Origin of the sequence: Crenothrix sp., assembly GCF_043729335.1 — a bacterium.
GTDB lineage: Bacteria > Pseudomonadota > Gammaproteobacteria > Methylococcales > Methylomonadaceae > Crenothrix.
Genome location: NZ_JAYTLQ010000026.1, coordinates 121,218 through 139,735, shown reverse-complemented (window position 1 = coordinate 139,735; position 18,518 = coordinate 121,218). Strand labels below are relative to the sequence as shown.

Genomic DNA, 18,518 nt, shown 5'->3' with positions numbered 1-18,518 from the left:
GAAAAACCCCTAAACCCTCTTTTTCAAAGAGGGGGATTGAACAAGAACAACTACAGTTTTTTTAGATTTTTGTGAGCAATCGTATAGTTTTCGTGAAATATTTACAATGTGGGCTAGAATTAAAGCTTAATCACTCTAATCCCACTGTTACGAAAGCTCAATGCCACTTAATTTTACTCTTTTAAATTCAATAAGCTATATCCGTCTATACTAAGCTTACAAGCTAATCAATATCACATAATAGCCTATTAAAAGGCAAATCCCGATAAGGAAAAACTGATATGAAAAGTACGCATGCTCCTATTATTCCGCAAGGAGTTAGCCGAAAAAACAAATGGTTACTCGCCTATACCTTTATCATTATAACAGGGGGCTGTATTGCCTCACTTATACATGAAAAAGTACGCAAGGATTATGATATTGCCCTGGAACACTACAATAAGGCTTCATACGATGAAGCCAAAGATGCTAGGGGAAAAATAGAAGACGTAACCAGGCATATCTACCAAAATATCAGGACAATCAGTTTCTTGCCTAGCGTTAGAAAAATTGACAGGCATGGCGCTAATCTGGATGCTGATGCCCGTAGAACTATCCAGGAAATATATAACAACTTGGCCAGTTCGGTTTCAGTGTCAGAAGTTTACATTGTCCCTGCCGATTTAGATCCTGACAAAATAGACCCTGTTACAGGAAAGCCCGAAGAGCCCATAATAATGTATGACCAGCTTATAGTGGGGCGTTTTTTGGATTCTAAAAAAATCTCAAAAACAACTGAGGCGGGTGAGGAGCCATTAAAAGAGATAGAAACCTATGAGTACAAGCTTTTGCAGGAGCAACTGAGTTGGCTCAAGCAAAATTTCCCCACTACGGATAAAATTGACGGCATCAATACGCCAGTCATCTCTGGCCGTGAAGTGATTACCTGCGATAATTCCCGGTTTTCAAGAATAACAAAGCTAGATGCTGACCGCTCCGGGCTGATTTTTTCAGTGCCGTTTTACGGGATGGACGGCGAATTGAAAGGCAGTGTATCTGCAATTATTCTCAGCCATGCGCTTAGAGACCTGATGCCCAACAAGGACTATGCGCTGGTAAACACTGGTCATAATTATATAGCCCTGTCACACGGGGCCGGGCAAGAGCGCCAGTCACATGACTGGGTGCTACGCAACAAGCCCGATCCGAAGCTGCTTTTCTCGGCAATCCTACCCATTGCAACCCCTGAGCCACAAAGCCAATGGTCATTATGGGTCGGTTATCCGGATGAAAAATTCATTCAGAGCAGGGATTTAATAGCTCTTCGTCATTTTAAATATGCCGGCTATATCTCTACCGCTTTTTTTGTGGGGTTATGTCTCGCTCTCTGTAGCTTTATGCAGAGAAATTTTGCGCTGATAAGATCAAAAAACAAGGATTTGGAAGAAAAAGTTGTCGCGCGCACCCAGGAATTAAAGTCGGCACTGGATAAAGCAGAAAATGCATCGAAAGCTAAAGGCGAGTTTCTTGCCAATATGAGCCACGAAATTCGTACCCCCATGAACGGCATTATTGGCATGTCTAACTTGCTGTTAGATACGCAATTGGAGCCTATTCAAAGGAATTACACCCACACGGTAATGAGTTCTGCCGATAACCTGCTTCAGATTATTAATGATATTCTGGATTTCTCAAAGATTGAGGCCGGAAAAATAGACCTGGAAATAATTCCGTTCGATATTCGGCTTCTTTGCGAAGAAGCGTGCGAATTTATGGCCATAAAAGCAGCAGACAATGGCCTTGAAATGCTGCTTCGTTTTCCCTTGAATACACCAAGATATGTTAAAGGTGATCCAGGCAGAGTAAGACAGATTCTGCTTAATCTTATTAATAATGCCATCAAATTTACACCATCAGGACACGTTTATGTAGATATAGACTTCAGCAAAAAAACAGATGGGGAAATAGAATATAAATTTTTGGTTGAAGATACAGGCATCGGCATTCCTGAAGAAAAAGCCCACAACTTATTCAGTAAGTTTACCCAGGCGGACAGCTCAACAACCCGAAAATTTGGCGGTACCGGTTTAGGTTTATCCATTTCAAAAGAACTTGCACAGATGATGAAGGGCTTTATTGGAGTAACGAGCACAGTCGGCACAGGTTCTACCTTCTGGTTTTCCATTGTGCTTTCAGAGGATGACCAAGGTGGCACTAGAGCCTCTTTACCCAGAGAGACTGGGCTATCCTTAAAAAACACCAGGATTCTATCTGTTGATGATAATAAAACGGCGTGCATGATTGTAAAAGATATTCTTTCGCCTTCCGGTGTTGAGGTTGTGTCGGTAAATTCCGCTGATGAAGCCTTAACTGTGCTTTCAAAAGACAGCAATTATGATGCGGTTATTATCGATTACATGATGCCAGAAATGAACGGCGAAGGCTTGGGAATAAAGATTCGTGAAAATACCTCAATAAAAGACCTGCCACTGCTTATTGTGACTTCAGCGCCCAATCAAGTGGACAGAAAAAGGCTTGAAAATGCTGGATTCTCAGGGTATCTCAGTAAGCCCATCAAACAGGAAGTGTTCAAGAAAATTGTTGGAATACTTGTAAACGCCAAAAAGCAAGGCAAAACAATTCCGTTTATTACCCAGCATACCCTTAAAGAAATTGATGATATCAACAGGCATAAAACTGTCAATAAACTTAAGTTTACTAATGTGCAGATAATGCTGGTTGAGGATAATCCGGTAAATCAACAGGTGGCAATATTAATGATCGAAAAATATGGCTGCTATGTAACACCAGCGGGTAATGGCGAAGAGGCGGTCAGGCTTTTCAGGCAGCAAAAGTTTGATCTGATATTTATGGATTGCCTGATGCCGGTGATGGACGGACTTGAAGCCACCAAATTGATTAGAGAAATTGAACATCAGAAAAATTTAATCAGAACCACAATTGTTGCGTTTACCGCCAACGCCATGAAGGGTGATGATGAGATATGCAAAGCCGCCGGCATGGATGATTACATCGCCAAACCGGTAAAACCGTCCGATATCGAGAAAATATTGTTATCGTGGATACCCCATGAAAAAAAGCAGCTTAATTCGGATGCGGTAGGCTAATGTCAGTGCTCAGGTGACAGGCAAATAACCATCGTATCAGCACTGGCTATTAACAAGCTGACGCTTTATTTGCCTTTGGTTAAAAGCAAAACCGAGATTGAATATGTTAGTAAAGTCCGTCATATAACGGACTTATAGTGCATGTTTCGGCAAACTCGTAGCAGTTGCTGGAACGACTGCTGTTTAGCACTTAATTTATCTATAATGTTGTGTCATTGGCTTACCTGTTTGCGCATACCAAAAACTACCCAGCAAGCGAAACCAAACTGTTTCAATTTTTCACACAAAAAAATCCAGCACTTAAAATCAATCTACAATTTTACAAAATTCACAAAGTCAGAACAGATTAACCACTAGATAATCGACTCAGTAAACTTTTAAAAAAATATCAGGATACTGGATTTAAATTCTCATTGTCGTACAAACGAGTTCTTTTCCAGCCCACAAATTTGTGATCATGAAATTCAATATCATTGTCAATTGAGAACTCATAGCAGCTTCTAAACAACTTAGCAGTACGAAATGCATGCAATTCATCATCCGCAGTAACTCTGTCGACATTACCGACTTGAAAGGTTTTATTTCTGGATTTACAATTGCTAACCCAAAAAACGGTATAACACAAATAACTCTTATCTTTACGATGGTCGTATTTGATGGTACGGGAAACCCCGGTAACACCGGTGGTAGTTTTATTTTTGGGCGGTTTCAGGAAGCGCATTTTGCTACCCTTTAACACCACTAGCATTTGGTCGCGCCAGGTAATGGCTGCTTGTAAAGATTTACCTTTATTGCCCCACAATTTGTGAGAAAAATAACGGCTGCTTTCTTTACCGCGCCTTACGATGCGTACTTGAAATCCGAACACGTCAGGCTCGGTAATATGTTTATTTTTTGGCATGGAACAATTCCCCCATCAAGAATCATTGGCTAAATATTACGATGATCACACCAGAGTACTTAATTTAACAGTGAGTGTATTTTAAAACTCAGAATTACTGTTAATTTTGTAATCCAATGACTACAAATTATCGCTAATGTAAAAAAAAAGCAAGCAAAAAATAACACTAACCACTTATTAATTGATTTAGTGTAAAATTCTTCAGGTACCGCTGGGATGTCAAGCCATTGACATTAATGTTTGAACGCCCAGCTTTACTCCCCCTGAGCCGAACAATAAATATTATTTGGAGATAATCGATGAGCGTTTTAGTTGGTAAACAAGCCCCTGATTTTACAGTTCCTGCCGTTCTGGGCGATGGCCAGATTGTTGATTCTTTCAGCTTTTCTGCGGCAACCAGCGGAAAATACGCCGTAGTATTTTTCTATCCCTTAGACTTTACTTTTGTATGTCCTAGTGAATTGATTGCTTTAGATCACCGGATGGATGAATTTACCAGCCGTAATGTTGAAGTGATTGCCGTGTCTATCGATTCACATTTTACCCATAATGCCTGGCGTAACACGCCGGTCAATAAAGGCGGCATAGGTGCTGTACGTTATACAATGGCTGCCGATATGGCACACAGTATTTGTAAAGATTATGATGTTGAAGCGGCAGCACCTGCGGTAGCTTACCGGGGTACATTTTTAATTGATCGCAGCGGCATGGTGCGCCATCAAGTAGTGAATGATCTGCCGCTAGGCCGTAACATGGATGAATTACTGCGCATGATTGATGCCCTGCAATTCTTTGAAGAGCATGGCGAAGTTTGCCCAGCAGGCTGGAACAAAGGCGACAAAGGTATGAATGCAAGCCCTGCCGGTGTTGCGGACTACCTGGATAAACACGCGGACAAATTGTAAGCGTTAATCCGTAACATTCTTAAAGGCGCATTGTTTCAACACAATGCGCCTTTTTTGCGTGTGCTTATTTTTCCGGAATACTGGCGATTAATCGCTTTCTGATTAACACAGCGGCAGCGATAGCAACAAGCGCAGGTATCTGGCTAATCAACATCACCATTAGCGGACTGCTGGCCGTACCATGAGTAAGAAACAGCGCCGACAACGGCTTGTAAACCACAAAATAACCTAAAACTGCCGATAAACAATAGCCAATAAATCCAACAATTGCCCATTTGGTTGCATTCTCGCCTTTTTCTTTTGCCGTCATATAAAACCACACAATAACGGCAATAGCTCCCAACTTAGCTAAAAGTGACATCTTCCACCCCTTTAATTTTAGTTATTATATACTTCAGTTTTTTGGCTACCCGTTTAAGCTGGAACAAATTGCAATGACTGGTTGGGGTGACGCTAGGAACCCGAAAACATGATGCCGCATACCCACAAAAATTGTTCCGGCTTAAATCGATAGCCTATTTTTTTGACTACTGCACTACACAATTGTTTCAGCAAGCTCAGAAGGAGCCTGTTAGCCAACTAATACAATACAGAATGTCTCTATTTTAATGCAATGAGTTAGATTACGGTCTTGATAAGAATTCTAATAAAAATGCGCATATTTATAGATTAAACGTGAATATCAACATTTTTAAACACGGAGAATTTACAGTGATCAAACCGATTAAAATCATGCTCATTTGCATTGTAGCATCGATTTTGATTCTATTAATCATCGTTTGCACCTTGTTGCTTGTCATTGATATTAATGATTTTAAACCTGAGATTAGTACTGCAATAAAAAACAGGACTGGCCGCAATGTAACGTTTAATGAACAACTCAAGCTAACCCTGTTTCCAGACTTAAGCCTTTCAACAGGTGCTATTGTGCTCGGCAATCCTGATGGCATTCAAGGTTATTTTATGGCTGTCGACGATATTAGTCTGCGCCTGAAACCATTGCCACTGCTACTGAAAAAAATCGATGCCGATACTGTACAAATACGAGGCTTCAAGCTGAATTTAATCACTACGCCACAAGGAATTCATAATTGGGATACCGTGTTTACCAAAATAAACGACAGCTCTACCCATAGTTCCGCACTCATCGCTGGGCTATCTCTCAATGGCATCGATATAAAAAATGCGCACATCAACTGGGACAATCAGCAAACCGGCCAGAATATTGAAATTAAAAACCTTAATATAAACACTTCATCTATTGCCGAAAACACACCGGTTACCAGCGATTTTTCGCTGCTTGCAGTTGATAAAGCAAAGCAGATAACGGCATCAATCACCGGGCAAACCACACTAACGTTTAAAGATAATCTGGATATTTTTGCTCTGAACAACACCTATTTACACACTACAGTTACCCGCAAACTTATGGCTGAAAAACCAGTAACGTTTACCTTAAACAGCCCAGAAGTGTTAATTGATATACCCCGGCAATCCATTAAAGTCCACGAATTACAATTAAAATCAGCCAATTTACTGATAACTTCGGATATGGTGGCCAACTTGAATTCACCGCCTACACTCAGTGGCAAAATTCGTATTATGCCGTTTAATCCCAGTCAGTTGATGACACGGTTAGCGTTACATCTACCAGAACGCAAAGATAGCAACACGTTAAACTATCTGGATAGCCAGTTTTCTTTTCATGCCACCCACGACAGCGTTGAATTCAACCCATTAATGATGACGCTTGATGATAGTTTGATAACTGGCTCGGTGATCATAACCGATTACGCCAGGCCATCAACTACCTTTAATTTAGCCATCGACTCCATTAATATGGACCGTTATTTACCGCCGCCTATGAATAAACATTCAAAACCCGCTGACCCAGCCTCCACTTTAAGCGCTATTCCCATTAAAACATTAAGAAATCTACGCACAACAGGGTCGCTAGCCATCAATAAACTGGCCATAAATAACGCTACCCTGCGAGATATTCAACTTACACTGGGCGAGTAAAACCTATGATTGATGCTGCAAGTTTTCAAGATAAGCTACTGACCTGGTTTGATGTGCATGGCCGCAAAGATTTACCTTGGCAACACGACATCACCCCGTATCGCGTCTGGTTGTCTGAAACCATGTTGCAACAAACCCAAGTCGCCACGGTCATGCCTTATTTTGCTGCGTTTACCGAAAAATTTCCTACCGTAGAGCATCTCGCACAAGCGCCCATAGATGAGGTATTGAGCCTGTGGTCAGGTTTGGGCTATTACGCCAGAGCCAGAAATTTGCACAAAAGCGCACAGATTATCGCCGCACAAGGCTATTTTCCAGACACGCTGGATGCACTGCTAGCTTTGCCCGGTATAGGTTTATCGACAGCTGGCGCCATACTGAGTATTGCTTTTCAAAAAAGCCAGCCTATTCTGGATGGAAACGTAAGACGGGTATTAACGCGATTTAACGCCATTTCGGGTTGGCCTGGCGATAGTGTTGTTAATAAGGCATTATGGGCTCTCAGTACCCATTTAACCCCTGTACAGCGGGTTGCCGATTACACCCAAGCCATTATGGATTTAGGCGCAACCGTATGTACACGCAGCAAGCCTAACTGTGTACTATGCCCTGTTAATGACGACTGCCAAGCTAGATTGACCCATACTATATCCTTATTTCCTACCCCCAAAGCCAGCAAAAAGATACCGATCAAACAACTGGTTTTATTGCTACTGCATAACACTACAGGACAAGTATTGCTTGAAAAAAGACCGGCTTATGGTATCTGGGGAGGATTATGGAGTTTGCCTGAATTTTCCTGCCTAGAATCAGCGCAAAATTGGTGTTTAACTCACCATATAGCCATCATTAATCAGCGCACGTTAGCTATCAAGCGACACACGTTTTCGCATTATCATTTAGACTATACGCCCGTGTTGATACAAACTAACAATAATGTCGTCAATAACGTTATGGATGTAGAACAAAAACTATGGTGCAGTCCAGAGCTAATGAATAATCTAGGCTTGGCCGCACCCATTAAACAACTCTTACAACAACACTTTAACCACGAGGGTAACAATGACTAGATTTGTAGATTGCGTAAAACTGGGTATCAACGCCGAAGGCTTGGATGAGCCGCCCTTCCCTGGCCTTAAAGGTCAGGAGATATTTGAAAAAGTATCCAAGCAAGCCTGGAAAGACTGGTTAAGCAAACAAACCATGTTAATTAATGAAAACAAACTGGCCAGCTTTGACCCTAAACATCGGGCTTTTTTAGCAGAAGAAAGAACAAAATTTCTGTTCGAAGGTAACACCGAAATGCCAGAAGGTTATGTGCCGCCGAAGGACTGATTGTGCTTACCCCAAAATAATCTATGTATTCCATAATCAATCACACCCCTCGACCACCCACTAGCCGAAACAGCGAGCATGTCTAGCGTTAGTGGGGGCAAAGTGCTCTCCCAAATCCATATAAAAGCAACGCCAATGATATTTTTGTAAAGCTTATAATAGAAGGTTATTTACAACCCACTCAATCCACTCGTTTACCACAAGTGCAAATACCGTTGACCACATGACCTTACTACTCAAATATCTCGCCCTGTGTTTTTTTAGAAACAACCCCGCCGATCTAATGCCACATAAATCATTTATGTGGAATACCGTAGCGTTTTATCTGATTTCCGGCTGCATTGTAGAAGGACTGATTTCAGATCCTGCGGATGGTTCGCTGGAAGTATTTTTGCGTACCATCATGGCATTTGCATCCAGTGCCACCTTATTGTTAATTGTCAAAAAACTGGGATATTTTAAGCAACTGTTCACTGCTATTTTTGTCTGTGAAAACTTCATAATGACACTAGCCACCATCACCGAGGCCATGTATTTTTTTATGGTGATGGAACACATTGAATTTGCAGAAGAAATTTCGATTGCAATAGGCTTTGTCTTAGTAGGCTGGTATATCGCCATTGTCAGCTACATTTTACGAAAAATACTGTTTTATAAAACCAGTACCAGTGTTATTTTAGCCTTCAGCTATTTTATTTTAACTTACGGTATTCCCATGCTGTTTATGGATATCTAAATCCACACCTTGGATCATATCTCATCAGCATGAACACGTTTGACAGGTTCTAAAAATCGGTTAAGTTATTGTCTTAATTACTCAATCAGTTAACTATTTTCATCGGGGAGCTTACTATGCAAACAAAAAATACATTATGTGCACTGATATTAATGGCTATTTCCAGCACTGTTTTTGCGTATGGAGGCAGCCCCAGCAGCAGTGTTAGAGCCTGTGCCAAACCCAAATTCAGCCAATTTACGCCCGCCGATAAAACCGAAGTCGCAGCCAATTCCAGCTTTTCCTTTTTAGCTTCGACACAAACCAATCCAGACAGCATAAGCGTATCCATTAAGGATCAACCCATAGCCATTAACATTACTCCTAGAAACCAAACAGGTTTTGAAGTAACGGGCACTATTCCTGAAACCCTAAAAGGCAGTTTTGCCCGACTTAAAATCGCCGCCGAAGGTTCAAATGGTTGTAAAGGCGGTGATGGCTGGCTATTAAAAGTATTACCTTAAGCCGGCGGTAAACTCTGCGTGCAGTAATGCGTTGCTAAGAATGGCAACTGGATTATCTCTTGCCCACATGAATAGCTTTGACAAAACCGCAAAATCAGTTAAGTTAAGCACCTGATTAATTAAAATCAGCTATCACTCAGAGAGTTTCAATGAAAACAAAAAATGTGTTATGCCTCATTATGTTAATGGCTGTTACTGGTAGCGGTTTAGCCTACGGTGGGAGCAAAAGTAACGGCACAAACTGTACAAAACCTACCTTTAGCACCTTTACACCTGCTGCTAACTCTGTAGTTGAGGCTAACTCTAGCTTTTCTTTTAGAGCCTCTTCGCCAACAATCACCGACAGCATCAGCGTAACCATTAAAGGCCAGCCGGTAGCCATTACCATCGTCCCTAAAAATCAAGCGGGCAATGAAGTCACAGGTATTATTCCTGAGTCGGCAAAAGGCGATTTTGCCCGTATTACTATTAACGCAATGGGGCCAAACGGCTGCAAAGGCAGCGGCGGCTGGTTGTTAAACGTCGCGCCATAAGTTAAAGCAAGAGTAAGTATTCGCTTCCCTCTTTTTCAAAGAGGGGAACTGAATGATTACAAACAAGATAGGTAGAGACGCATACTTGCGTCTCTACGACAGCATCAATCTTTTTCCCAGTTCTCGCGTAAAGTCACGGTGCGATTGAACACCAACTTCCCTTCAACACTGTCTTTATCCAGACAGAAATAACCGTTCCGTTCAAACTGAAAACGCGATTCCGGTAACGCAGCCGCTAAACTGGCTTCAACCTTGCAGTCCGCTAAAACTTCCAGCGAATTAGGGTTTATGGCATCCAGAAAATTAGCTTCATTATCCGGCTGCGGCAGTGCAAACAAGCGATTGTACAAACGTACTTCCGCTGACAGCGCATGCTGCTCGGATACCCAATGGATAACACCTTTCACTTTACGGCCCTCCGGATTTTTGCCCAAAGTATCAGCATCATAACTGCAACGCAGCTCGGTGACGGCGCCATTAGCATCTTTAATCACTTCATTGCATTTAATCACGTAAGAGCCACGCAAACGTACTTCGCCACCTTCCACTAAGCGTTTGTATTTAGGCGGCGGATTATCGGAAAAATCATCGCGTTCAATCATGATAACGTTGGAAAAAGGCACTTGCCGCTTACCTAATTCAGGGTGCTGCGGATGGTTGCTGATCTCCAATTGTTCGGTTTGGTCTTCAGGATAATTGTCGATAACCACACGCAACGGCTGCAAAACCGCCATCACACGCGATGAATTTTCATTCAAATTTTCACGTATACAATGTTCCAAAACCCCCATTTCAATCCAGGAATTCTGTTTGGTAATACCAATACGTTCACAAAAATCACGGATGGCCTTGGGCGTAAAACCTGCTCTGCGCAATCCGGCAATTGTTGGCATTCTGGGGTCATCCCAGCCATTAACATGTTTTTCGGTGACTAACTGGTTGAGCTTACGTTTACTGACAATAGTGTATTCCAACTGCAAACGGGCAAATTCAATTTGTTGTGGGTGGCACGGTGTTTTTAACTCGTCCAATACCCAATCATACAACGGCCTGTGGTCTTCAAATTCCAGCGTACACAACGAGTGCGTGATCCCTTCCAGGGCATCGGAAATACAATGGGTATAATCGTACATTGGGTAAATGCACCACTCATTACCGGTGCGATGATGATGGACACGGCGAATACGGTACAAGGCCGGATCACGCATATTGATATTGGGCGAGGCCATATCAATCTTGGCACGTAATACATACTGGCCATCGGCAAATTCACCGGCACGCATACGGCGGAATAAATCCAAATTTTCAGGAATAGGCCGGTTACGGTCAGGACTTTCCTTACCAGGCTCGATTAATGTGCCGCGATAGGCGCGAATCTGTTCAGCCGACAAGCTGTCTACGTAAGCCTTGCCCTGTTCGATTAAGTTTTCAGCGTAGATGTACAACTGTTCAAAATAATCCGAAGCATGGTACAACCCAGCCCAGGTAAAGCCCAGCCATTGCACATCTCTTTCAATAGACTCCATGAATTCAATGCTTTCTTTTTCAGGATTGGTATCGTCAAAACGAAGATTACATAACCCGTTATTTTCAATGGCCATACCAAAATTAAGACAGATAGATTTGGCATGGCCAATGTGTAAATAGCCGTTAGGTTCGGGTGGAAAGCGGGTAACAACTTTACCGTTGTGCTTGTTGTCTTTAAGATCAGTGGCAATAATTTGACGAATAAAATGTGCTGGAACTTGAGTATCAGTAGTAGACATGGTGCGTGGGTATTTAATATGCGAGGTAAATGAAAGCAGAAAAAGTAAACTTAAAGCAATATAACCGAATGTATTTATTTAGGCCAACAAAACCTAGTCACTGCTGCTATTTGTGTCCTTCGTGGACAACATTGCTATTGGATACGTGTAATATCCCTTAAATAATCAAACTCATTCATCAACTGGATTCATTTCCACTTGAGATAAACTAAAAAAAAGATCGATTGCCTGATGCACTTCATCAACACCGGTTTTCTTAAGTGATGAAAACAGCTGTAAGGTAATCGGCACCGGACTGTCTTTTAGCTCTTTTTGTACTGCCAATAAAGTATTTTTAGCCGCGCCGTAATTAAGCTTATCGGCTTTACTGAGCAAAATATGCAGCGGCAACCCAGAGTGCTGGCACCAATCAATCATTTGCCAGTCAAACTCGGTCAGTGGATGTCGAATATCCATGACTAAAACAATACCACACAACGACTTTCGCTGACTCAAATAGGTTTCCATGAGCGCATGCCATTGTTTTTTTACAGCTTCTGGTACTTTTGCATAACCGTATCCGGGCAAATCGACAAAGCGCTGGTGTTCGGTAATGGCAAAAAAATTTAACATTTGTGTGCGTCCTGGCGTTTTACTGATACGCGCTAGCGAATTTTGCCGGGTCAAGGTATTAATGGCGCTAGACTTTCCAGCGTTGGACCTGCCTGCAAAAGCAATTTCTAATCCCTGATCGTCCGGAGTGTCCTTAAGATGCGGGGAGCTATTAATAAATTTTGCTTGATGATAAACTGGGTTCATCGTTGTCTCGCTTAGCTAAGTTAATTAAGATAAAATTCAACCATAACCTCGTAGCTTAAGTGCATTAGAGGCTACCATATGACTCAATATTCCGAAGGGGAACCTGATGAAGAAAAAACTGCTGGGACTTTCACTTTCTTTAGCGTTTGTTAGTGCTCCGTGTATTCTACACGCAGAAGGCAATACCAATGCAGGAAAAGACAAAACTGCGTCTTGCCAGGGCTGTCATGGTGAAAATGGTAACAGTTCTGCGCCTACGTTTCCAAAACTGGCGGGACAACACGCCTCGTATCTGGAAAAACAGTTGTATGCCTTTAAAGACGGTAGCCGTAACAATGCCATGATGTCAGCTATAGCCAGCGCATTAACAGACCAGGACATCGCCGACATTGCCGAATATTATGCCAGCAAAAAGATCTCCGTCAATGGCGCACCGAGCTTGCCACCTGATGACGATGACGATACTCAAAAACCGACAATGCCCAAACTAACCATGCCAGAACTTTTGAGTGCAGGCAGCAATATTTATCGTAATGGCGACATAGTCCACGAAGTATCCGCTTGCATTGCGTGTCACGGCCCAAATGGCGAAGGTAACAAACCGGCTGCGTTCCCTACCCTGCAATCGCAACATGCTGACTACCTCATTCAGACACTGACAGACTTTAAAAACGGGGTTCGCAGCACCAACCCGGACAACATGATGGCTATGATTGCCAAAAAAATGACTGATGAGCAAATTAAAGCCGTTTCATACCAACTTTCGACCATGAAATAAAACATTAACATGAATTGTTTCAGTCACATCGGTCAATTAGTGTTACCATAATCTTACTTGCCTAATTTATTTTTAGAGAGTTTACGATGCTTAAGAAAATCCCCTTAGCTGGCTTATTAATTGTATTGTTTTCGTTGTCATCTGCATTGAAAGCTGAAGAAGCCAGTCTTGGCTATGAAGTGCTATCCCCAGCACAACCCACGCAACATGCTGATAAAATTGAAGTCATTGAATTTTTTTGGTACGGCTGCCCACATTGCTACGATTTTGAACCCGAACTTAAAAAATGGGTAAAAAGTCAGGCAAAAAATGTTGAATTTATAAGACAGCCTGCTGCATTTAACGAAGTGTGGGCCAAACATGCCAAAGCCTACTATACCGCTGAGGCATTGGGTGTTGTCGACAAAATCCATGATGATTTTTTTGATGCCCTACAAAATAAAAAGCAAAGCCTGGAAACTGAAGATGATCTGGCTAAATTTTTTGTAGCACATGGCGTTAAAGAAACTGAATTTCGCGATACCTTTAATTCTTTTATTGTAGATGCCAAAATGCGTAAAGCCCCACTTATGGCAGCAAGTTACGGCTTAACAGGCGTTCCTGCCGTTATTATCAATGGAAAATATAAAACCAACGGACCCTTAGCAGGCTCCCACGAAAAAATGCTTGAAGTGATGACCCGCCTTGTTAAGCAAGAAAGCGGCGCAAAAAAATAGCACACAGGCAGTCCACCAAGACCTGCCCTTTCATTGACAAGGCTTAGATTATGGGTTTTTTTACCAAAGATGCTGACCAGGATAAGTGGAAAAACAAATATTTAAAACTGTTTGATGAGCAGCAGCAATTTGTTATAGAGGAAAGCGAAAAACAGGCGTTATTGTGCAAGACAATAATACGCTTGTCTTTGGCTGCTTCGGGTTTTGATGCGCAACTCGATGCACACTTACAAAATATCCGCGCTCATTTAGAACAAGGTATAAATAACAATATCTTGAAACAAGATTTAGAGAACTTTGCCACCGTGCTGGGCGATATCAATACGATATCGCCCCAAAAACATTCGTTAAGCACCGAGCTACTTTTCAACTTCTTATTGCGCCAATATACCTCCACCCCGCATCAAGCGGCGCTGCAAGCATTAAAAATTGCATCAGAAAGTAGCGACATTGTAAATCATGAGCAATTGTTTGGTACTATCTTAGCCATCCTTAACACCGACTTATCCTCCACTGACCCATCAAAATCGATTACCCATACAATCGATATCAAAATAGTGAGTAACCAATTGCTGCGCTTATTAGAAGCCATTGATATTCCGATCGTTTTCAATAAGCAAGCACAAGCGGTAAAGCATGAGTTAATGACCGTTAACGACTCCACGCCGTTTCAGGCGGTATTGGACAAGTCCATTAATCTTTTACTGAAAGTCAAACAGCATAACCAGTTGGAACGCCAGGATATTGATAAATTTCTTACCCATATCACCCAGCAGTTAACCGAATTAGGCCAAACAGTACATGGCGCCAGTGAGTCCGCAATGGAATCGGAGTTGATGCGCAACAAACTGGATAGTTCTGTGTCGGCACAAATGGAAGCATTACAAATAAGCTCATCTACTGCCACCAAGCTAGAATCACTCAAAGAAATTATTAATGAACGATTAGTATGTATTACGCTTGAAATACAAGACCATACCCAAAAAGAGTCTATTCATCGTAAAAAAACCCAGTTACAACTAGAAGAATTAACGCTTAAAGTCAAGCACATGGAAGCGGAATCCAATGATTTGAAAGTGAAACTCAAACAGGCCAGCGATCAAGCTTTACGTGATGCACTCACCAAGCTGCCCAATCGACTTGCTTACGAAGACCGCTTGCAAAATGAGTTTGCCCGCTGGAAACGCTATCATATGCCACTCAGTATGATTATTTGGGATATTGATTTATTTAAACGCGTCAACGACGAATTTGGCCATAAATACGGCGATGAAGTGCTGAAGATAATCTCAAAAAAGCTGTCCGAACATTGCCGGGAAACCGACTTTGTTTCCCGCTTTGGCGGCGAAGAATTTATAATGCTGCTGCCCAACACCGATAAGCAAATGGCCATTCGATTAGCCAATCAGTTACGTTATATTATTGAGCAAACAGATTTTAATTTTAACGGCAAACAGTCCACACCGATTACTATCTCTTGTGGAATAACCGAATTTATTGAAGACGATAGCGCAGAAACTGCATTTGACCGTGCTGACAATGCCTTATACAGGGCTAAACAGCAAGGACGCAATTTGTGTTGTGACGATTGAGTGCATCACTTGCGGCTACCACATTAAATCATCAGGAATCTGATAAGCCGCGTAAGGATCATCGCCGACTTTTTCATCCACTTCATTAAACACAACCATATAGGCTGCATCACGCAGCCTTATTTTTTCGGCAATGTCTGCTGGCACCAACGCATACTGCTGATCGAACTTGACTATCGCTAAACGACCTTTAATCAGTTGCTCACGTATTAATTCGCTGACATACAGCGTTTTTACCTTACTATTATCATTAAAATGATAAGCCACCCCGTTTTCATTATCAGGCGCTTTGCGATGTAACTCTATAAGCTGGCGAATTTGCGCCACAGTGGCTTTTTGTTCTGCCTGTTTTTTTTGTAACGCGCCTAATTCACGATCTTTAGCAAGTTGCTCGGTTTTCGCTTTTTGTACTTGTAAAGCGATATCATCAACAATGTGTACATTATTATGTTTTTGCAACTTAGATTCTTTATGCTTAGTCGCTTTAATCTGTTTGGCTTTTGTCTCACTGGCCAAACCTGCTTTTAATAGCTGCTCTTGTAAAGACAGTTTTTTTTGAGTCATAAGAATTAAATTCCAAGCAAATTTTGGGTTGTGACAATAACGTATGCGTTCACCTCCCCTTTGAAAAAGGGGGATTTATTTTAAAAATCTCCCCTAACCCCTCTTTTTCAAAGAGGGGGATTGAACGGTTACATAATAACTGCTGATTATTTTTCAAAATAATCACAGCCCAATTATAATTCATAGCGTACAAAAAATGATCTTCTACCAAGCTCTCACAGAAATAAAATATCATTCCTGTGAATAAACTACTGGATATACCTTAAAAATGTTCGATTTAAGCAAAAAAAATGAATTTAAAAGCTGGCGGCAATATTTGCACCAAATTCCGGAACTTGCTTTTCAAGAGAACCAAACTGCGGAGTTTATAGCTGATAAACTCACTGAATTTGGCTTACAGGTTCATCGAGGCTTAGGTAAAACTGGCGTAGTGGCAACGCTTTCATCTGGAAATAGTCACAAAAAGATTGCCTTACGCGCCGACATGGATGGCCTGCCGATTCAGGAAAAAAATAGTTTTTCCCACAAATCACGTCATGCCAATACCATGCATGCCTGTGGTCATGACGGCCATTCAGCTATGTTATTAGCGGCAGCACAGTATTTGGCTGGCCATAAAAAATTTAATGGTACGGTGTATTTTATTTTTCAACCTGCCGAAGAAGGTCGTGCCGGCGCTAAAAGTATGATCGATGACGGTTTGTTTGAAAAATTTCCAGCAGACAGTGTCTTTGGTATGCACAACTTCCCTGATATTCCGGTCGGTCATTTTGCGGTTAAATCCGGTGCTATGATGGCTTCATTCGACTGTTTTGAAATTACTTTAACGGGACAAGCAACCCACGCTGCTATGCCGCATTTGGGCAATGATGTGATTGTGGTGGCCGCTCAAGTCATTAATACCTTGCAAACCATAGTCAGTAGAACACTTGACCCAGCTCACCCCGCCGTGGTCAGCATTACTCAAATTCATGCTGGCAATACCTGGAATGCGCTGCCCGAAACTGCGCTATTAAGAGGCACTTTTCGCTGTTTTGATGCTGTCGTTAAAACAACAATAACCGAAAAAATCCAGCATTTGGTTCATGCGGTATCCGCAAGCTTTGGAATAAACGCTGAAATAGCTTTTAATCCTGAAAACCCAGGTTACCCCGTCACTTTTAATAGTGAAGAAGAAACAGCGCTGGCTTTAAAAGCCGCTATCGCCGTAGTGGGTGAGCAATGTGTAAATCAAAATCCTACACCCAGCATGGGTTCGGAAGATTTTGCTTTTATGTTGCAGAAAAAACCCGGATGTTATCTTTGGATTGGCAATGGCGCCTCGGAAAACAGTTGCTTGCTCCATAATCCACATTACGATTTCAATGACGAAATTTTGTCCGTGGGAGCGGCGTATTGGGTAAAGCTGGTAGAAACCGTATTGAAAGAGTTGGCCTAGCACACTATTTTTTTTTGTTTTTAGGCTCAAATAACAAATGCGCCATCTTTTTAGCCTTGGTTTTTAAATAATCAATATTGTCATGGTGTGCAACAGCCTCGACAGGAATGCGCTTTGCTACGGTAACGCCCATTTTTTCCAGCGCTGCAATTTTTTTAGGATTATTAGTAATTAACTCAACTGAGGTTACTTGCAGATTCTCCAATATCAAACCAGCAATACTGTATTCTCTTTCGTCAGCAAGATGCCCCAGTTCGATATTGGCATCAACGGTATCCATACCCTGATCTTGAAGATTATAAGCCCGCAGTTTGTTTAACAGCCCTATACCACGCCCCTCTTGCCGAAGGTAGATTAAAATACCAAAACCTGCCTCGTTAATAATCTGCATGGCAAGATCAAGCTGTTCGCCGCAATCGCAGCGACGAGAACCTAACACATCGCCAGTAAAGCATTCCGAATGAATACGCACAGGCACGTTATTTCTACCGGCAACGTCCCCTTTAACCAAGGCAATGTGTTCTTTGTCATCAAGGTTGCTGCTGTAGTAATGGAGAATGAAGTCGCCATGCTTAGTGGGCAAAGGTGTCTGTACTAAATTATAGAGTTGTTGTTTCACAGTTATAGCTGATTAAAATTTCTCTATTCTACTCAAATTTGAGAGTCATGGGGCTAAATAAATCAGGGCACTAGATAAGAACGCGAAATTAATCTCTAAACTGGGGCACTAAACAATGCCTGATGAGAATGACTATAAGGTATTGGGGTTAGAAGCGCAGTAAAAAGAAAAACTGGGGTAGCATCATTCTTGATAAACCTTACAA

The 18,518-nt window shown here is 41.9% G+C and carries 18 protein-coding genes; 12 read left to right on the top strand and 6 right to left on the bottom strand.

Annotated elements, in window-relative coordinates:
• Positions 1-281: 281 nt before the first annotated feature.
• A complete protein-coding gene (locus ACHZC4_RS06445; protein WP_394753001.1) occupies positions 282-3,107 on the top strand; it encodes a response regulator in 2,826 nt (941 codons plus the stop codon).
• 388 nt (positions 3,108-3,495) lie between these two features.
• Here ACHZC4_RS06445 and ACHZC4_RS06440 read toward each other — a convergent pair whose 3' ends face one another.
• Positions 3,496-4,008 (bottom strand): hypothetical protein, encoded by a 513-nt coding sequence (locus ACHZC4_RS06440; protein ID WP_394753000.1) that lies wholly within the window; start codon positions 4,006-4,008, stop codon positions 3,496-3,498.
• 299 nt (positions 4,009-4,307) lie between these two features.
• On the opposite strand from ACHZC4_RS06440, the gene ACHZC4_RS06435 reads away from it, so the two are divergent.
• Positions 4,308-4,913, top strand: a complete 606-nt coding sequence (locus ACHZC4_RS06435; protein ID WP_394752999.1) for a peroxiredoxin — start codon at positions 4,308-4,310, stop codon at positions 4,911-4,913.
• Between the two features lie 64 nt (positions 4,914-4,977).
• Here ACHZC4_RS06435 and ACHZC4_RS06430 read toward each other — a convergent pair whose 3' ends face one another.
• A complete protein-coding gene (locus ACHZC4_RS06430) occupies positions 4,978-5,274 on the bottom strand; it encodes a hypothetical protein (protein ID WP_394752998.1) in 297 nt (98 codons plus the stop codon).
• Positions 5,275-5,624: 350 nt separating this feature from the next.
• On the opposite strand from ACHZC4_RS06430, the gene ACHZC4_RS06425 reads away from it, so the two are divergent.
• The 6 genes from ACHZC4_RS06425 to ACHZC4_RS06400 all read left to right on the top strand — a co-directional run bounded on the left by ACHZC4_RS06425 (position 5,625) and on the right by ACHZC4_RS06400 (position 10,042).
• Entirely contained in the window at positions 5,625-6,935 is a 1,311-nt protein-coding gene (locus ACHZC4_RS06425) for an AsmA family protein (RefSeq protein WP_394752997.1), read from the top strand.
• Between the two features lie 5 nt (positions 6,936-6,940).
• Positions 6,941-8,005 carry an A/G-specific adenine glycosylase gene (mutY, locus tag ACHZC4_RS06420; protein WP_394752996.1) on the top strand — a complete coding sequence of 355 codons (1,065 nt, stop codon included), beginning with the start codon at positions 6,941-6,943 and terminating at the stop codon, positions 8,003-8,005.
• Entirely contained in the window at positions 7,998-8,270 is a 273-nt protein-coding gene (locus ACHZC4_RS06415) for an oxidative damage protection protein (protein WP_394752995.1), read from the top strand. The genes mutY and ACHZC4_RS06415 overlap by 8 nt, the downstream gene beginning before the upstream one ends.
• A gap of 283 nt (positions 8,271-8,553) precedes the next feature.
• Positions 8,554-9,006 (top strand): hypothetical protein, encoded by a 453-nt coding sequence (locus ACHZC4_RS06410; protein WP_394752994.1) that lies wholly within the window; start codon positions 8,554-8,556, stop codon positions 9,004-9,006.
• A 116-nt stretch (positions 9,007-9,122) separates the two neighbouring features.
• On the top strand, positions 9,123-9,509 hold the full coding sequence (locus ACHZC4_RS06405; protein WP_394752993.1) for a hypothetical protein: 387 nt from the start codon (positions 9,123-9,125) through the stop codon (positions 9,507-9,509).
• A 149-nt stretch (positions 9,510-9,658) separates the two neighbouring features.
• Positions 9,659-10,042 carry a hypothetical protein gene (locus ACHZC4_RS06400; protein WP_394752992.1) on the top strand — a complete coding sequence of 128 codons (384 nt, stop codon included), beginning with the start codon at positions 9,659-9,661 and terminating at the stop codon, positions 10,040-10,042.
• A gap of 104 nt (positions 10,043-10,146) precedes the next feature.
• Here the strand turns inward: ACHZC4_RS06400 and ACHZC4_RS06395 are convergent, their stop codons facing one another.
• Both ACHZC4_RS06395 and yihA read right to left on the bottom strand, forming a co-directional pair.
• The gene (locus ACHZC4_RS06395) at positions 10,147-11,808 is read right to left on the bottom strand and encodes a glutamine--tRNA ligase/YqeY domain fusion protein (protein ID WP_394752991.1); all 1,662 of its coding nucleotides are present in this window, start codon (positions 11,806-11,808) and stop codon (positions 10,147-10,149) included.
• Between the two features lie 171 nt (positions 11,809-11,979).
• On the bottom strand, positions 11,980-12,606 hold the full coding sequence (yihA, locus tag ACHZC4_RS06390) for a ribosome biogenesis GTP-binding protein YihA/YsxC (RefSeq protein WP_394752990.1): 627 nt from the start codon (positions 12,604-12,606) through the stop codon (positions 11,980-11,982).
• A 106-nt stretch (positions 12,607-12,712) separates the two neighbouring features.
• On the opposite strand from yihA, the gene ACHZC4_RS06385 reads away from it, so the two are divergent.
• From ACHZC4_RS06385 to ACHZC4_RS06375, 3 genes are all read left to right on the top strand, one after another.
• A complete protein-coding gene (locus tag ACHZC4_RS06385; RefSeq protein ID WP_394752989.1) occupies positions 12,713-13,384 on the top strand; it encodes a c-type cytochrome in 672 nt (223 codons plus the stop codon).
• A gap of 86 nt (positions 13,385-13,470) precedes the next feature.
• A complete protein-coding gene (locus tag ACHZC4_RS06380; protein ID WP_394752988.1) occupies positions 13,471-14,100 on the top strand; it encodes a thiol:disulfide interchange protein DsbA/DsbL in 630 nt (209 codons plus the stop codon).
• A gap of 50 nt (positions 14,101-14,150) precedes the next feature.
• Positions 14,151-15,692 (top strand): GGDEF domain-containing protein, encoded by a 1,542-nt coding sequence (locus tag ACHZC4_RS06375; protein WP_394752987.1) that lies wholly within the window; start codon positions 14,151-14,153, stop codon positions 15,690-15,692.
• A 15-nt stretch (positions 15,693-15,707) separates the two neighbouring features.
• Here ACHZC4_RS06375 and ACHZC4_RS06370 read toward each other — a convergent pair whose 3' ends face one another.
• A complete protein-coding gene (locus tag ACHZC4_RS06370; RefSeq protein ID WP_394752986.1) occupies positions 15,708-16,256 on the bottom strand; it encodes a DUF2058 domain-containing protein in 549 nt (182 codons plus the stop codon).
• A 268-nt stretch (positions 16,257-16,524) separates the two neighbouring features.
• Here ACHZC4_RS06370 and ACHZC4_RS06365 point away from each other — a divergent pair, with 268 nt between their 5' ends.
• Entirely contained in the window at positions 16,525-17,694 is a 1,170-nt protein-coding gene (locus ACHZC4_RS06365) for a M20 aminoacylase family protein (protein WP_394752985.1), read from the top strand.
• A gap of 4 nt (positions 17,695-17,698) precedes the next feature.
• Here the strand turns inward: ACHZC4_RS06365 and ribA are convergent, their stop codons facing one another.
• Positions 17,699-18,313 (bottom strand): GTP cyclohydrolase II, encoded by a 615-nt coding sequence (gene ribA / locus ACHZC4_RS06360; protein WP_394752984.1) that lies wholly within the window; start codon positions 18,311-18,313, stop codon positions 17,699-17,701.
• Between the last annotated feature and the right edge of the window lie 205 nt (positions 18,314-18,518).

Bases quoted from the DNA above. Each gene is read 5' to 3' on its own strand.
- ACHZC4_RS06445 (WP_394753001.1), top strand. From the start codon at position 282: ATGAAAAGTACGCATGCTCCTATTATTCCGCAAGGAGTTAGCCGAAAA.
- ACHZC4_RS06440 (WP_394753000.1), bottom strand. From the start codon at position 4,008: ATGCCAAAAAATAAACATATTACCGAGCCTGACGTGTTCGGATTTCAA.
- ACHZC4_RS06435 (WP_394752999.1), top strand. From the start codon at position 4,308: ATGAGCGTTTTAGTTGGTAAACAAGCCCCTGATTTTACAGTTCCTGCC.
- ACHZC4_RS06430 (WP_394752998.1), bottom strand. From the start codon at position 5,274: ATGTCACTTTTAGCTAAGTTGGGAGCTATTGCCGTTATTGTGTGGTTT.
- mutY (WP_394752996.1), top strand. From the start codon at position 6,941: ATGATTGATGCTGCAAGTTTTCAAGATAAGCTACTGACCTGGTTTGAT.
- ACHZC4_RS06415 (WP_394752995.1), top strand. From the start codon at position 7,998: ATGACTAGATTTGTAGATTGCGTAAAACTGGGTATCAACGCCGAAGGC.
- ACHZC4_RS06410 (WP_394752994.1), top strand. From the start codon at position 8,554: ATGCCACATAAATCATTTATGTGGAATACCGTAGCGTTTTATCTGATT.
- ACHZC4_RS06405 (WP_394752993.1), top strand. From the start codon at position 9,123: ATGCAAACAAAAAATACATTATGTGCACTGATATTAATGGCTATTTCC.
- ACHZC4_RS06400 (WP_394752992.1), top strand. From the start codon at position 9,659: ATGAAAACAAAAAATGTGTTATGCCTCATTATGTTAATGGCTGTTACT.
- ACHZC4_RS06395 (WP_394752991.1), bottom strand. From the start codon at position 11,808: ATGTCTACTACTGATACTCAAGTTCCAGCACATTTTATTCGTCAAATT.
- yihA (WP_394752990.1), bottom strand. From the start codon at position 12,606: ATGAACCCAGTTTATCATCAAGCAAAATTTATTAATAGCTCCCCGCAT.
- ACHZC4_RS06385 (WP_394752989.1), top strand. From the start codon at position 12,713: ATGAAGAAAAAACTGCTGGGACTTTCACTTTCTTTAGCGTTTGTTAGT.
- ACHZC4_RS06380 (WP_394752988.1), top strand. From the start codon at position 13,471: ATGCTTAAGAAAATCCCCTTAGCTGGCTTATTAATTGTATTGTTTTCG.
- ACHZC4_RS06375 (WP_394752987.1), top strand. From the start codon at position 14,151: ATGGGTTTTTTTACCAAAGATGCTGACCAGGATAAGTGGAAAAACAAA.
- ACHZC4_RS06370 (WP_394752986.1), bottom strand. From the start codon at position 16,256: ATGACTCAAAAAAAACTGTCTTTACAAGAGCAGCTATTAAAAGCAGGT.
- ACHZC4_RS06365 (WP_394752985.1), top strand. From the start codon at position 16,525: ATGTTCGATTTAAGCAAAAAAAATGAATTTAAAAGCTGGCGGCAATAT.